Genomic DNA, 14,355 nt, shown 5'->3' with positions numbered 1-14,355 from the left:
TGGAACAAAGCCGAACCCGTGAAAACAACAAATGAGCAACCAATCTGGTTGGTGAAAGCGCTAGAGAAACGCGCCCACCACGGCGACGGGGGGACGGCCCTCTCAACTGCTGCCCAGGTCACGATGCTCTCAGAGTCACACGTGCAAGCCTCGATCGACTGGACTCCCATCACGCCTTCCGGCGAAGTCGTAAAGCTGGCCCCGCGTGCACGCTCCAGTACGTCACCCACCAGCGACCCCGCGCAGGTTCTCACCTTTCGACGGGGTCGGTGACACCGGTTCACCCATAACGAACGACTACGGCCTTATCGGTCGATCCGTCACGTTCGATGACCCGCTACGAGCTGCCGGTGTCAGCAGGCGTCGCTGACTAATCGTGAGCTTGCTCGACCGCCAATCGGAATCCGACCGAAGCCCCTCCTCCGTCGGCGTCGCCAACGATCACGGTGCCACCGTGCGCACGCACGATTTCAGACACAATGGCCAGACCAAGTCCCGAACCGCCTGACCCGCGCTGGCGTGATGCGTCCAAGCGGACGAACCGCTCTGTGACGCGGTGCTTGTCCGCGTCCGGAATGCCCTCGCCGTCATCGGCGACTGTGATCGTGATCGTTGTGTCGTCCGGGTCGCGTTGCATGGTCACACACAGGCGGCCAGCCGCATGTCGCGCTGCATTGTCGGCGATGTTACGTAAGGCTCGTGCGAGTTTGTCTGCGTCCCCGCGGACGCGGGCTGCGACGATGTGTGCGTCCACTGTGTGCTCGGTCAGCGCTTCCAGTCGCGTCACTTCTGAGCTGACGATTTCATCAAGATCCACGTCATCCAGGTGCAGGGGCACCCCACTCTCGTCGGCTCGGGCAAGCAAAAGCAGATCAGCAACCATCTGTTTGAGTCGGAGAGCATCAGGAAGCATGACCGAATCGACTGTGTCCGGGTCGATCGGCTGACGTTTGGCGCTTGAAAGGTCGAGCAGCCCAACCAGTGTGGTGAGCGGGCTGTTGAGTTCGTGAGACGCGTCGTTGACGAACTGTAGTTGTTGCGTGCGTGAGAGTTCGATTCGGGCGAGCATCTCATTCATGGTGACGGCCAACGCTGATACCTCGTCTCCGGTGGCGGGCACCGGAACACGCTGCGCGAGATTGCCTCCCGATATGTCATCGACACGAGCACGGATATCGGCGACTGGTCTTAACGCTCGGCCCACGAAAACGTATGTGAGGAAAGCCATTCCGACAACGATGAAGGGAAAGACGATCGAGCACAGGACCCCAAGGGCGACGACTGTCGCGTTGATCGGCGCTTCCTCGGCACCAACCTGGATGGTCAGTGTTCCTTCAGCTGTCTTGACGCCGTAGGCGGTCGCTTGGAACTCCTGCTCGGTGTCGGTGGCGTGGGCCCCGTGGATCGTCAACCGTTGCCCTGCGGCCACCGGCGGGGACATCGGTCGTGTGTAGATGGGTTTGTTGGCCAAACGCAGCGCACCTGATTCGTCGGTGATCTGGATGACCGCGACGTTCTGTCCGCCCGCCAGTAGCGATTCGTCGATACCGCCGAGTCCTTCTGTCGAGATCGTGCTCGCAATCTGTTCTGCGCGTGCAAATGTGGCGGCGTCGGCACTTCGTAGCAGAACGTGGTGCAAAGCCTCGACCATCACGACCGCAGCAATTGCCAATGCGCAGGCTACAAGACCGGTTGCGAGCAGTGTAAGCCGCATGCGCACAGGACGTGCCCAGCTGACACCTCGACGCAAAATCGCCATCGCGCGCTGATACACCCTTCGGAGCCTAGTCGTCGGCGCATTCCGATTCCGGCCGTACTCAGCGTCCCCTAAGCTTCCTCAGGCAAGGATGCCCTACATGTGTGTCGTCAAACCTTCTGAGCCGACGGACGGGGGCGCTGACCGACCGGATAACCCTGGACGTCGGGCGCCCCGGTCTGCCGGGTCCTTGTTGTCCCGACGCACTGTCCTCGGTGCAGTCGGGGTTGGGTCCGTGGGTCTGGCAGCTGCCGCGACCACGGCCGGCGTCATGGCGACGCGACCTGAGCGCCCGACCGGCATCGTGGAGTTTAGGGGTCGCCAGCAGGCGGGGATCACTACGGAGGCACAGGATCGGTTGCATTTCGTGTCATTCGATGTGATCACGACCGACCGCGCGGAACTGATTCGCCTGCTTCGTGATTGGACGGCGGCCGCGGAGCGGATGACCCGCGGACTCGAGACCTTCCCGGACGGCGCGACGGGTGTGGGGCAGTACGTGCCGCCGAGTGATACCGGCGAGGCATTGGGTCTCTCACCCGCCAATCTGACACTCACCATCGGGTTCGGTCCCTCCCTTTTCATGTCGGTTGGCGGTAGTGACCGCTTCGGTCTGGCACCTCGTCGGCCCGAGGCGCTCGTCGAGATACCCGCATTTGCCAAGGATGAACTCGAACCTGCTCGTAGTGGCGGTGACATCTGCGTGCAGGCATGTGCCGATGACCCTCAGGTGGCCGTTCACGCCATCAGAAACCTGGCCCGGATGGGGTTCGGGGTCGTCAGTGTCCGGTGGTCGCAGCTGGGATTCGGCAGGACATCGAGTACGACCACCACACAGGACACGCCTCGAAACATGTTCGGATTCAAGGACGGAACTGCGAACATCAAGGCCGAAGACGCTGCGGCGCTGGATAGATGGGTCAGAGTCGGACCCGGCGACAACCAGGCTGGCGCGCAGTGGATGACCGGCGGAAGTTACCTCGTCGCCCGACGAATCCGGATGCACATCGAACGATGGGATCGAGCGCCACTGTCCGAGCAGGAAATCGTTGTCGGCCGCAGCAAAGGTGAGGGAGCGCCGCTCGGCCAAACCAACGAATTCGACGCTCCTGACTTTCACATCACCAACGGCAGCGTTCCGGTGATCGCCCGAACCGCCCATGTTCGTCTAGCTCATCCAGACAACCTCAAGGGCGTACAGGTCCTGCGCCGCGGATACAACTTCACCGATGGCTCAGATGGCTTCGGCCACCTCGATGCAGGCCTGTTCTTCATCGCCTATTGCCGAAACCCGCATACCCAGTTCGTGCCGATGCAACGCGCATTGGCGGCCAAGGACGCCATGGGCGAATACATCACCCACACCGGTTCAGCGCTCTTCGCGTGCCCCCCTGGCCTCGCCGACGGCGAATGGTGGGGTCAACGACTATTCGAGAGTTGAACACCGCGCTAGTGCCAATCCGCCGACCCTGAACGATCCGTCAAAGGAGAACCCCATGCTTCTGGCTGGCCCTTCTGTGCCCGCGCAGTTATTCGGCAGTGGGCTGATCGGGGTACGCGAAGGCCTCGAGACCGGCATCGTGGTGATGGTCTTGGTGGCATTTCTCGTCAAGTCTGACCGACGTGACGCACTCAAGTGGGTGTGGGCAGGCGTGGCACTGGCTGTGGCGATGGTGGTCGGGATCTTTCTGGTCATCCACTTCGGCACCTCGACTGTGACCACACTGACTGCTGAACTGATCGCCGGTATCGCCTCATTGGTCGCCGTGGCAATTGTGACGTTCATGGTGCTGTGGATGAGTAAAGCGGCCGTGCACATTTCCTCAGACCTCAAACAGGGTATGTCGACTGCCCTCGTCAGCGGTGGTCCCGCAGTTCTCGGTTTGGCGTTTCTTGCTGTCGGCAGAGAGGGTTTCGAGACAGCGCTGCTGATGGTCGGATACGCCGAAAGTGTGTCTGGCGGCCTGTGGCCCCTGCTGGGTCTGTTCATCGGGGTTCTCGTCGCCGTCGTGATCACCGTGCTCCTCTACCGCGGTGCGGTCCGACTCAACTTTCACAAGTTCTTCCTCTACACCGGAATCTTCCTGATCTTCGTGGCGGCCGGGATTCTGGGTTATGGGATTCGCGCGTTGCAGACAGTTGGCTGGCTCCCGGGGAGCGCGAACCTGGCATTCGACATCACCGCGCACTACGACCAATCCGCTTGGTACGGAACTCTCCTCGCAGGCATCTTCAATTTCCGTGCCGATCCGACCGTGCTCCAGGTCGCGGGGTGGTGCCTGTATGTCGCGATTGTGCTCACCCTGTTCCTGCGAGCCAATCGCCTTCGCCCAGCGGCGCCTTCTACAGCAGACGGCGCGACACCCCCGACTCCGGCCCGACCTGACGCCGGCATCTGAAAGGAAACCGAGGTTGAACAGAACGCTGAGAGCCCCAGTCGGGATACTCGCCGTAGGACTCGCCACACCCCTTCTGGTGATGAGTTGCACGTCGAAAGACTCTGTCTCGGAAGCCATCACCGTCACCTCCACCGAAACCGCGTGCGATCTCGGAAATGACTCAGCCACAACGGGTGACGTCAGTTTCAACGTCACCAACAACGGATCTAAGGTGACCGAGTTCTATGTGTACGCGAACAACAACCGAGTCCTGGGCGAAGTCGAGAACATCGGGCCGGGTCTGTCGGGAAAGCTCACCGTCGAGATCGTCGATCCCGGCACCTACACGGTGGCGTGTAAACCCGGGATGGTCGGCACGGGAATCCGTAAGCAGATCACCGTCACCGGAGACAAGAAGGACAAAACTCAGGCACCGGCCGATGTGAACGCAGCCAAGGCCCGCTACTTGGAGTATGTGCGCGGCCAACTCGCTGGTCTGCAATCGCAGACAGAGCAGTTCACCGTCGATGTCAAGAGCGGGAACCTCGATGCCGCTCGCGCATCGTTCGGCCGCGTCCGAACGTTCTATGAGCGCGTCGAGCCGGTCGCGGCGTCGTTTCCTGAACTCGATCCCGCGATCGACATGCGCTGGGACGACACCGAAGACGGCACGCAGCCATTCACCGGATTCCATCGCCTGGAACGGTACCTGTGGCCGCCTCAAGCATCCGAGATCGGTGACGGCGCTGGACAAATCGCTCCCGCCGATGGCGACAACGCGAAAGCCACCGACACCGCCGCCGCGATCGCGCCCGTCGCGACACAGCTCCTCGCTGACGTCACCACCCTCAAGAACGAGGTCGACAAGAAGGACTTCACTTTCGAGACACGCCAGTTCGTCGCGGGCCCACAAGGACTCATCGACGAGATCGCAGCAACGAAAGTCGGAGGCGAGGAAGACCGCTATTCACACACCGACCTATGGGACTTCGCGGCGAACATCGACGGCGCCGAAACCTTGATTGCCGAGATGCAACCGATGATCACAGCGAAGAACCCGCAACTGATGGACAAAATCACCGGGCAGTTCGCAGATGTGCGTGCCGCGATCAACCAGTACCGGCAGGGCGACGGGTACGTCAGCTACACCGTCGTGACACCAGATCAGCGGAAGGCACTGTCGGACAAGATCGATGCCTTGTCGACAAGTCTTTCGCAGGTCCCAGGCATCGTCCTCGGATGACCGCGCGGCGCGGGCCTGAGCAATCCATTTCAGGTCCGCGCTGCGGACTTGGCTTGGCGGCGCCGCGCGAGCGCAGTCCACACCATCGGGGCCACCGATACGATCACGATCACCACAAATATCGGCTCGATCAGTTTCTGGATCACGGTGTACTGGCCCAACCAATACCCCAGCAAAGTGACACCACACGCCCACACCACTGCGCCGATGATGTTGTACACGAAGAATGAGCGATGCCGCATTCCCGACGCTCCAGCAACGATTGGAGTCATCGTTCGCACGATCGGCACGAATCGAGCCACGAACACGGTGATCGGTCCGTGTTTGGCAAAGAATGCATGTGACTCGTCGATATATCGCTGTTTCAGAAAGCGATTGTCGGGGCCGAACCATCGAGTGCCAACAGTGCGCCCGACAAGAAAACCGACCTCGGCTCCGATCACAGCCGCGATCGGAGCGAGCAATAACACCTGCCACAGACTTGCGAACGCGTCGACCCCACGTGTGCCCCCCGTCGCTATCACCATCCCAGCAACGAACAACAGCGAGTCGCCGGGCAGAATTGGAAAGAGTATCCCGGACTCGACCGCGATGACCACCAGCAGGCCCGCTAGTGCCCAGGCACCGAAGTAGCCAAGCAGTGTCACAGGGTCGAGGAAACCGGGCATGGCGCTAGCGTGGACCACGGTTGCCGCCACAGCATGGGAAGTCATGTCTGCCAAGGTAAATCGGGACACCTTAAGCGCCGCTGAGTTGAGAAATGCATCTCTCAGCGCTCCGCTGATCACGCGGAACCAGCACCGGGCGACTAGTCGGGATACAACTACGTGCACATAGGGGCGCTTCGTGAACGCTGACCACACTGTTGTCAATCTGGGGCCCGCCCTGGCAATCGCGGTCGCAGTGCTCGCCGCCATCGCGATCATCGTCAACCGATACAACGATCACGCACTCGCTACCGCGACGGCTCGGGCAGTGGGCCGCGCCGTCGGTCAGTTGGCTGCTTTGGCAGTGGTGTTGGCGCTCGTCATCCACGCGCTGTGGGCATCGGCACTGTTCGTGTTCATCATGGCGATCACCGCTGCGGCAACCTCGGCAGGACGCGTATCAGCACACCGTGCCGACCTGCGGACGACCATTCTGTGCCTCGCTCCAGTATCGGCCAGCACGATCGTGATCGTCGTGACACTGGTTGCGGTGGGCGTATTACCCGCACAGGGCATCGCGATCATCCCGACTGCTGGAATCATGTTCGGGGGTGCGATGAATACGACGTCGATCGCTGGCAAACGCACACATGACGAACTGCGTACTCGTCACGGTGAGGTCGAGGCAGCTTTGTCGCTGGGACTCTCGCCCCGCGATGCCCGATTGGAGATCATCAGACCCACCGCGGCAACTGCGTTGATTCCCGGACTGGATCAGACCCGCTCAGTTGGTCTGGTCACCATTCCCGGCGCTTTCGTGGGCATGATCCTGGGTGGAGCCTCGACTACCGCAGCGGCGATCATGCAACTGTTCGTGCTGATCTCGCTTCTGGCAGTGAGCGCCATAGCCGCGCGACTCACCGTCGAAATGGTTTCCCGGTGTCTACTCTGACGACCCTGAAGTGAATGACCTTTCACCTGCGCGATCAGTGATGGGCCGAGAACCATTCGGCGTACTCGGTGGCCCACACACCGGCGAGGTGTCCGGCATGCCGGGTTACGGATGCTCCATCAGAAATCGCGTCGTGGTCGATTGCTGGCGTGACCGCAGCCACGCACACGGCGAGCACCAGCAAGGCCAATGCGATGTGCTGACGTGCGCGGTGAGTCATAACGCACCGACTGCCGGACGGTCGACGACTCGTTGCTCAATGCGATCGACGCGTGTGAGTGACAGGTAGCCGACGAGAATGAGAATGATGAGCAGGAACACAAGATTGACCAGCGAGTTGTTGATCCCGAGACCACCGACGTCACTCGGCTGCGTCAACAGGTCACCCAACGAGGCGCCGAGCGGCCTGGTCACGATATATGCGGCCCAGAAGGCAACGATGGCGTTGAGGTGGAAGACGTAGTGTGCGAACGTGATTGCCGCGATGACGCCCGCGAACATCACCAGCGACGGTAGATAGCCGAGTGCCCAGCGCTCGGCTATCAGGTCACCGGCAGCGGTACCGAGTGCGAAGGTCACCAGAATTGTCGCCCAGTAGAAGGCTTCTCGACGTCGGGTTCGAATCGAATGGATCGACAGTGTGCGTTCGGTGGCATACCACACAGAGAGAATCGCGACCAGGGCAAGTGCGAACACGACGGTCGAGACCGTGAGCGGCACACCGAGGTTGTCGGTGAGGTTGTCGGTGATCAATGTTCCGGTGACACTGATGAGTAGGACGGTCCACCAGTAGAGTGCCGGGATATAACGCGTGACACTGAACTGCGCGACGAGGGTGATCGCCAACAGTGCTGCGGTCACGAGTGTCGTGGCCTTGAGTCCAAAGCCGAGATCAACGTTGAGGTAGTCGGCGGCGGTTTCACCGACGGTTGTCGCCAGGATCTTGATGATCCAGAAGTAGAGGGTCACTTCGGGGACCTTGCTGAGAAGCTTTGTCGCGCTGCGGGTGTCAGGTTTCATGGTTGGTTGGTCTCCTCGAATTCAGTGGCTTGGCGCATGGGTATTGCGGTGACGTGCGTTCACGTGCTCTCGTGTCGAATCGGGAAGGTGTCTGTGGTGGGATCTCCACGTCGACGTGGTCAGGTCAACTGCGGGAAGTATGAGTAGCGTTGCAGCGCAGGCGACGCCGATACCGGCGACGACATCGGAGATCCAGTGGACACCGAGGTATAGACGCGTTAGGCAGACGAGCACAATCACGATTGCGGCGCACGACCACAAGACAATCCGTGTAGCTATGCCGACAGATCGGGCGACGAGGGCCACGAAAGCGATCACCAGTGAAGCGGTCCCGGTCACGTGACCCGACGGAAACGAGTACGTCGTTTCCAGCACACCGAGTTGGTCGGTAACCGGCGGACGTGGCCGTGCCACCAGCACTTTCAACGCCTCACACAGTGCCCCGGCACTTGCAACGCTCGCGATCAAGGCGATAGCGCGCACGGCACCCGAGTCGCGGACATACAGGATGACCGCAGCCAGCGCAGTCCAGACGATGACCGTCCACGGACTGAACAGCAGGGTCAACACATCGACAACCGGCGTCCACTGAGACGTAGGGTTTCCATTCAGCGCGGTCATGATTGTGGAGTCGATCGGCAACGGGCCACCGCCCGAGGCGTGGAGAGCAACCCCCACGATGGCAAGCGCGAGTACTAGCGCCGATCCGGTCGACACACGTGTGAAGTTCGACATGCACCCACCATCGGCCAGCGTCCCTGTGGAAATGCTGAGTCGCGCTGAGTATCTTAAGCGGCGCTGAGTCCGATTCGAACGTAGGTTGCGGCGCAAATACACTTGAGCGCGTGCGCAATTCGGACATATTCGTGTCTTGAGACAACCCACAACCTCCGCTTACGCAGCGACGCGCAAGTGTCTCCATTCCGAAATCTACGATTGGAATTGTTATGTCGGAATCGTCTGTCGACACGTCGGCGTCGCTGCCGCTTACCGCAGTCGGGTTGCCCCATCGGGTTCGGGCAGCACTGAACCAGCAGCTGGCGATCAAGGTCCCCGCGATCGGCGCCATGTTCTGGATCGTCAAGATCGCCACCACCGGTATGGGGGAGGCGATGTCGGACTACCTGGCGACATTCGGGGTCGCGGTGCCCGTTGTCGTGGGCGTCGTCTGGATGGGCCTCGGGTTGTGGCTGCAGCTTCGGTCGCGCGCCTACCACGCACCCACCTACTGGTTTGCGGTGGCCGCGGTCGCCGTCTTCGGCACAGTCGGCGCGGACGGGCTGCACGTCGTTGGCCTGTCCACCACGGTAACGAGCCTTGGCTACGCCGTCGCACTCGGATTGTGGATGACATTGTGGTACCGCACCGAACGCACGCTGAATATCCACCAGATCACGACCCGACGCCGAGAGATCTTCTACTGGGGCACGGTCCTGTTGACCTTCGCTCTCGGAACGGCGTTGGGAGACTGGAGTGCCTTCTTCCTCGGATTGGGATTCGCCGGGTCGATCGTGCTCTACGCATGCCTCATGGTTCCCCCGGCTATCGGCTGGAAGTACTTTCACCTCAACGCAGTAGCCGCGTTCTGGAGCGCGTACGTCCTCACTCGTCCTCTAGGTGCATCGATCGCGGACTGGCTCGGCAAGCCGTCGCCGATCGGGCTGGGTGTCGGCGATGGCGCAGTCGCCATCGGGTCGCTGATCCTGGCAACCTCGCTGGTCGCCTTCCTCTGGCGAACCGGCTCCGATGACCCCAACAAGCCTGCACAGCACGCTTGATCCCCCGCCAGTTTCACGGCAGCTCGATACGGGCTCGATTCATCTCGCGGCGCTCAGCGCCTGGGCGAAGGTGGCATTACCCGCTGAGCGTTCAGACTGGCGGCCGCGTCTCAGCGACCACTAAGGACCCGTGAGGAACCTGGAACTGGCGTCGATGAGCGACGTCTGAAATTCGGTGACCGGTAGGAGAATCATGAGCACAACACCCCTCGTTCCAGCAGCCACGGAGGTGACCGACCACAGCGCTGTTCGGCAACGTGCCTGCCGCGCCGATCGCCAGCGTACCGAGGAGGTGCTCCGGACCGGGCTCGCCGAGGACATGCTCTCCATCGACGAATATGACGAGCGGTGCCGGGCAGTGTGGACTGCGCGGTTTAGCGACGAACTCGACTGCCTGACAGCAGATATCGCTGCTGCTATACCGACGCAGCACAGTGCAACATGGCTGGACAGCCAGCGCCAACGCGTGTGGTCGTGGACGACGACCACGTTAGTGTGGGCCAACCAGCATCGGCGTATGGCGGTCCTGGTGGCAGTTCTCGCACTACTGGTCTTCGGTGCCGTCATCGGGTTGGGACAGGTACTACTCGACGGTCACCACGAACACTTTCAGCACGTGGGCGTTGATGATGGCGAACGCTAGTCGCGTGACCACGGTATCGACCACGACCGCAGGTCTGTTGACACTGGCAGCGGCTGTGCTGGCGACCGCGATATGTGTGGTCGCGCTTATGGCCTTCGATGCTGACTTCATCAGTGAGCGAGTGTTGGTCCACTCGTTGGCCCCCATGACCGTAGGTGTCACCGTGGGAGCTGTCTTTGGTGCTGTGGCCCCGCACATCACGGCGCCACCCGTGGTGCGCCGCACGATGCCCCAATCGCGCCGCAGCTAGAGCATGACAGGTGCGGGGCCGGACGGATCTTGGTCTCGGACAGGATCGCGTTGATCACCGCTGTGTAGCCGGTCCGCCCACGTGTCACGAGCGAGGTGTGTGTGGCACCTTTGATGGTGATCATCTTGGCTAGCGGTGGCGTGCCCACATTCACATCGTTGAGATAGTGACGGGCGACTGCGATAGGCACCACATGATCATCGGTGCCCTGTAGGACAAGGACTCGACTCTTGGTTTGAAGGGTTGAACTAGGGTCTGCCAGTGCGAATCTCATCGGCAGATCCGCTTGGGAGCCTCCGATGAGCTTGCCGATGTTGTGATCGCCCTGTGTCGCTGCATATTCCAGATCGAGCGGACCGGCGACCGAAACTGCCAAGGGCGCAGGCCCGGATCGTTGGTGCTGAGCAGCCCATACAGCCAAATGCCCACCCGCGCTATGGCCGACGATGATCAGCGGTCCTTGCAACTGCGGGTTGTGCGATTGCAGCTCTGCAGCGTACGTCGCGGCATCTCGCGCGTCGAGTAGCGTAGTCGGCCAACCACCTCCGGACCCGACTCTGCGGTATTCGATGTTGTACACCGCAAGACCCTCGTCTGCCAGATCGCGCGCTAGAGGCGAAAGGCCATGCAGACCACCGAGTCTCGACTGCCAGCCGCCACCGTGGACTAACACGACCAAGCCGCTGCGTGCGTGACGGCCGGGAGGTGGAAGATAGAGCTCTCCAAAGTTCTGCGCCGGATCACTTGGGGTGGCAGTGGGGTACGCCAGTCGAAGCGGCTGACAGGACGAGGATGCGACGAAGGACCCAATGGTGGCGTTTTGATCGGTTGGCGTTCTGCCGACGACTATCACGGTCGCGAGCGCAGCGATGAACGCCAGCATGGCCATAGCGAATCGGAGGCTTCGTGGTTCGGAAAGCGGTGTCACTTGGGGACTCTTCTCTGTCGGCGAACAGGTTCTTGTAGCCGTCTCGCAGAGTGTGACGCTCGGCCGCTGAGGTGATCCTGAGTAACTCGACTCGTTGTTCGTCGAGGATCGCCGCACTCAGGAACACTCAGCACTGTCACAAGGTATTCGAACAAGACTGTGGGCACGGACTCGCAAGGTAGCGAGTCAAATACGAAGGAGCACAACATGACTAGTTCGGATCGAGCCCGACGATTGCGCCGTATCACCGTCACAGCAATTTCAGCAGCCATTGTCGCGGGAGGGGTCGGATTCGGCGTAGCACACGCCGTTGGCAACGCCTCGAGCCCCGCTCAGACCTCGGTCGATCGCCCTGAACCCGGAGATTCCCCCGACTCCGCCGATAGCCACGAATCCGCGGGCCAACCCGATATCCCGGAGCCAGGCGACACACCCGATGCCCAGCACTGAGAGTGACTGAGCAGCAGTGAGTTCCAATATCTTGCGGACCCTACGATGCCGACCTCGACACCGCCGACGCGCAGCACTCAGGTGGATAGGCATATCGATGGTCGGCGTCGTGGTGGTTTTTGTGAGCGCAGGACTCGTGTCGTATGTCCGGGCGCTGACCGAACCCGGGTACGCGACGACCGCCGACAAGACATCTGCATGGATGCACGACAACCACCTGGGGGCGCTCGTCACTGTGGTCGAAACATGGCTGTATTCCCGCCACCGCCCCTCCCGCCTGGCCGCCGATCCGCACCAGTTCCACACCAACTCCGGAGAAGCGCACGCATCGCCCCTAACGCTTGCCCGCTTGCCAATACCAGTAGGGGGTGTACACGAACCAAGCTGGGTTGCCGGCCGTCCAGGCCTCGACGGTGTGCCACTGAGCTACAGCGCACGATTCGAACCCGATCCTGCGTATCCTAGCGTCGTCGCCGGGGTTTCAGTCATTTCACGCAGAGCGCACATCTCGATGGGTCTGGGGACGCGTGAAATGCTGCCGTCTGATCCGACCAGCCTTGCACAGATCCCCGAAACATGTTGGAACAGTATGGTTGCCAGCTTCAACTCCGGATTTCGCTTCGCCGATATCACCGGAGGTCTATACCACCACCACCGCGACTACCGGCCACTGCAAGATGGGCAGGCGTCCATAATCATCGACGACGCCGGTCACATAAGAATCGGCAAATGGGGCCGCGACGTGCACATGACACCCACAGTGATGGCAGTGCGCCAGAATCTCGGGCTGATCGTTGACGCAGGGCGCCCACTGCCTGTTTTGGGTGACGGTGGACTCGCCTGGGGCGGAGCCAGACTCGAAAGCCAATACACCTGGCGCTCCGGTCTTGGCGTGGATCGGGACGGCAACCTGATCTATGTTGCGGGTGACATGATGAATCTACCTACGCTTGCACGAGCTTTGACACTCGCGGGAGCGACTACCGCAATGGAACTCGACATGCACAGCGGAAACTCAGGATACGCGATCTGGCCGACGACTCAGAGTCAACGCGGACCCCATCGACTGCTTGAAACCATGCCCGGTTCGGCCTACCGCTACATGGTCCCAGACCGCCGTGACTTCTTTTACGCCACCACCAACAGGTGCTGAACCTTCTTGCACACCAGAGCCTTCAGTGCTCGTGGTCCTATGACGTGGCGGCAGTTGGGGATAGGTCGATCTGTATCGAATGCGACCGACGTGGCGACAGCACCATCGTGTTGAGGCCTCGCACCTCAATGGAATCGGCAGTCGCTGTGATCGAAATCTGTGCCCCAGGGATGATCCCGGCGTTGATCAATTCGGTGAGCCGTTCGCGGTCATCCTGGGTGTCCTCTGACACACTGCGCACCGTGGCGATGACCGGACGCTTGGTCCTAGGCAGGTCTTTGAGTCTGGTGGCGGGCGCCAGCGTCCTCGCTTCGACCCCGAGCTGATCTAGGCCAGGAATGGGGATCCCCCATGGTGACAGCGTTGGATCGTCGAGTTGATTGACGATCGCCCGTTCGACGTCTGGGCCCATCGAGTACTCCCAACGAGCTGCTTCCGCGTGCGCCAATTGCGTTGGTAGATCGAGAACATCGGTCATCAGTCGTTCAGCTAGCCGGTGGCGGCGAGTGACGACGATAGCTGCATCAAGGCCCGTCTGGGAGAGTGCCAGCGGGCTTGCCCCGTTGACGGCGAGGAGCCCGCTACTGGCGAGCCGATTCACTGTTTGTGTCACTGTGGGACCTGCCTGCCCTAGCCGCTCGCACAGCCGCGCACGCAGCACGGGCACGCCGTCTTCTTGAAGGTTGTAGATCGTCCTTAGATAAGCGGCGAAGGTTCGACTGACTTCGATGACGATTCGCCTCCTTCGTCCGACAACCACTCTGTCGTCGCTACGGTGCTGGCAGCTGCCTGCATCGGGTGGCGAATCTATCGCTGCACCGGACCGCGGCCCGTACGCCTACCACGTCATCACGAGTCGCTGCTACTCGCCGACGCCTCTCTGAGGTGAACCTAGCTGTACCGAGGTCAATCGCGAAAAGCTACTCAGCATCCACTAAGAATGAGCGGCACTCCAAACCCATTCCGTTCGTCGGCCGTCGCCTTGCATCACCGACACGGTCGACGCGAAGCACGAGGTTGCACAGCGTGGGGCCCGATTCAGTGCAGCATCTGAGGTCGAAGACCATCCGTTCGCTGAGTCGGTGTGCTCGTGGCCGTCACATGAGTGGCGTGTCCCCCGTGAGCCGGTCCGGGTGGTTTTAGAGTCCTGATTGTCC

At 61.2% G+C, this 14,355-nt stretch carries 13 protein-coding genes; 7 read left to right on the top strand and 6 right to left on the bottom strand.

All coding sequences use genetic code 11. The features are described from left to right. Positions 1-370 precede the first annotated feature (370 nt). Positions 371-1,714, bottom strand: coding sequence for a sensor histidine kinase (locus tag GOSPT_RS20760; RefSeq protein WP_083837509.1), 1,344 nt, complete (start codon positions 1,712-1,714; stop codon positions 371-373). Positions 1,715-1,856: 142 nt separating this feature from the next. Here GOSPT_RS20760 and efeB point away from each other — a divergent pair, with 142 nt between their 5' ends. Genes efeB through efeO form a run of 3 tightly spaced genes read left to right on the top strand, consistent with a single transcriptional unit; the run spans position 1,857 to position 5,377 of the window. After that, the gene (efeB, locus tag GOSPT_RS20755; RefSeq protein WP_039856921.1) at positions 1,857-3,197 is read left to right on the top strand and encodes an iron uptake transporter deferrochelatase/peroxidase subunit; all 1,341 of its coding nucleotides are present in this window, start codon (positions 1,857-1,859) and stop codon (positions 3,195-3,197) included. A gap of 55 nt (positions 3,198-3,252) precedes the next feature. Continuing rightward, positions 3,253-4,155 (top strand): iron uptake transporter permease EfeU, encoded by a 903-nt coding sequence (gene efeU, locus GOSPT_RS20750; RefSeq protein ID WP_005208707.1) that lies wholly within the window; start codon positions 3,253-3,255, stop codon positions 4,153-4,155. Positions 4,156-4,168: 13 nt separating this feature from the next. Next, positions 4,169-5,377, top strand: a complete 1,209-nt coding sequence (efeO, locus tag GOSPT_RS20745) for an iron uptake system protein EfeO (protein WP_051994124.1) — start codon at positions 4,169-4,171, stop codon at positions 5,375-5,377. Between the two features lie 29 nt (positions 5,378-5,406). Here efeO and GOSPT_RS20740 read toward each other — a convergent pair whose 3' ends face one another. Continuing rightward, positions 5,407-6,045, bottom strand: a complete 639-nt coding sequence (locus tag GOSPT_RS20740; protein WP_005208705.1) for a DedA family protein — start codon at positions 6,043-6,045, stop codon at positions 5,407-5,409. Between the two features lie 178 nt (positions 6,046-6,223). On the opposite strand from GOSPT_RS20740, the gene GOSPT_RS20735 reads away from it, so the two are divergent. Then, a complete protein-coding gene (locus tag GOSPT_RS20735; protein WP_005208704.1) occupies positions 6,224-6,976 on the top strand; it encodes an ABC transporter permease in 753 nt (250 codons plus the stop codon). 216 nt (positions 6,977-7,192) lie between these two features. Here GOSPT_RS20735 and GOSPT_RS20725 read toward each other — a convergent pair whose 3' ends face one another. Together GOSPT_RS20725 and GOSPT_RS20720 are read right to left on the bottom strand one after the other, a co-directional pair. Then, the gene (locus GOSPT_RS20725) at positions 7,193-7,996 is read right to left on the bottom strand and encodes a COG4705 family protein (RefSeq protein WP_005208700.1); all 804 of its coding nucleotides are present in this window, start codon (positions 7,994-7,996) and stop codon (positions 7,193-7,195) included. A 21-nt stretch (positions 7,997-8,017) separates the two neighbouring features. Beyond that, positions 8,018-8,731 (bottom strand): phosphatase PAP2 family protein, encoded by a 714-nt coding sequence (locus GOSPT_RS20720; RefSeq protein ID WP_051994123.1) that lies wholly within the window; start codon positions 8,729-8,731, stop codon positions 8,018-8,020. Positions 8,732-8,943: 212 nt separating this feature from the next. Here GOSPT_RS20720 and GOSPT_RS20715 point away from each other — a divergent pair, with 212 nt between their 5' ends. After that, positions 8,944-9,774: a COG4705 family protein gene (locus tag GOSPT_RS20715; protein WP_005208694.1), complete on the top strand. Its 831-nt coding sequence runs from the start codon at positions 8,944-8,946 to the stop codon at positions 9,772-9,774. 193 nt (positions 9,775-9,967) lie between these two features. Next, positions 9,968-10,417 carry a DUF1707 SHOCT-like domain-containing protein gene (locus tag GOSPT_RS22935; protein ID WP_005208693.1) on the top strand — a complete coding sequence of 150 codons (450 nt, stop codon included), beginning with the start codon at positions 9,968-9,970 and terminating at the stop codon, positions 10,415-10,417. Positions 10,418-10,614: 197 nt separating this feature from the next. On the opposite strand, the gene GOSPT_RS23375 is transcribed toward GOSPT_RS22935, so the two are convergent. Then, a complete protein-coding gene (locus GOSPT_RS23375) occupies positions 10,615-11,550 on the bottom strand; it encodes an alpha/beta hydrolase family protein (protein WP_168431408.1) in 936 nt (311 codons plus the stop codon). A gap of 592 nt (positions 11,551-12,142) precedes the next feature. Between GOSPT_RS23375 and GOSPT_RS23725 the strand changes: the two genes are divergently transcribed. Further along, positions 12,143-13,198 (top strand): phosphodiester glycosidase family protein, encoded by a 1,056-nt coding sequence (locus GOSPT_RS23725; RefSeq protein WP_005208683.1) that lies wholly within the window; start codon positions 12,143-12,145, stop codon positions 13,196-13,198. A 37-nt stretch (positions 13,199-13,235) separates the two neighbouring features. Here GOSPT_RS23725 and GOSPT_RS23370 read toward each other — a convergent pair whose 3' ends face one another. Continuing rightward, positions 13,236-13,958, bottom strand: coding sequence for a metal-dependent transcriptional regulator (locus tag GOSPT_RS23370; RefSeq protein WP_083837507.1), 723 nt, complete (start codon positions 13,956-13,958; stop codon positions 13,236-13,238). Positions 13,959-14,355 lie beyond the last annotated feature (397 nt).

This window comes from Gordonia sputi NBRC 100414 (genome assembly GCF_000248055.1).
GTDB lineage: Bacteria > Actinomycetota > Actinomycetes > Mycobacteriales > Mycobacteriaceae > Gordonia > Gordonia sputi.
The sequence above is the reverse complement of the archived record's forward strand: the minus strand, read 5'-3'. Positions and strand labels throughout refer to the sequence as shown.

What these genes read in the sequence shown, in the direction of transcription:
- efeB (WP_039856921.1), top strand. Translation starts at nt 1,857, where the DNA reads ATGTGTGTCGTCAAACCTTCTGAGCCGACGGACGGGGGCGCTGACCGA.
- GOSPT_RS23725 (WP_005208683.1), top strand. Translation starts at nt 12,143, where the DNA reads ATGGTCGGCGTCGTGGTGGTTTTTGTGAGCGCAGGACTCGTGTCGTAT.
- efeU (WP_005208707.1), top strand. Translation starts at nt 3,253, where the DNA reads ATGCTTCTGGCTGGCCCTTCTGTGCCCGCGCAGTTATTCGGCAGTGGG.
- GOSPT_RS22935 (WP_005208693.1), top strand. Translation starts at nt 9,968, where the DNA reads ATGAGCACAACACCCCTCGTTCCAGCAGCCACGGAGGTGACCGACCAC.
- GOSPT_RS20725 (WP_005208700.1), bottom strand. Translation starts at nt 7,996, where the DNA reads ATGAAACCTGACACCCGCAGCGCGACAAAGCTTCTCAGCAAGGTCCCC.
- GOSPT_RS20760 (WP_083837509.1), bottom strand. Translation starts at nt 1,714, where the DNA reads ATGCGGCTTACACTGCTCGCAACCGGTCTTGTAGCCTGCGCATTGGCA.
- GOSPT_RS20740 (WP_005208705.1), bottom strand. Translation starts at nt 6,045, where the DNA reads ATGCCCGGTTTCCTCGACCCTGTGACACTGCTTGGCTACTTCGGTGCC.
- GOSPT_RS23375 (WP_168431408.1), bottom strand. Translation starts at nt 11,550, where the DNA reads ATGCTGGCGTTCATCGCTGCGCTCGCGACCGTGATAGTCGTCGGCAGA.
- GOSPT_RS20715 (WP_005208694.1), top strand. Translation starts at nt 8,944, where the DNA reads ATGTCGGAATCGTCTGTCGACACGTCGGCGTCGCTGCCGCTTACCGCA.
- GOSPT_RS20720 (WP_051994123.1), bottom strand. Translation starts at nt 8,731, where the DNA reads ATGTCGAACTTCACACGTGTGTCGACCGGATCGGCGCTAGTACTCGCG.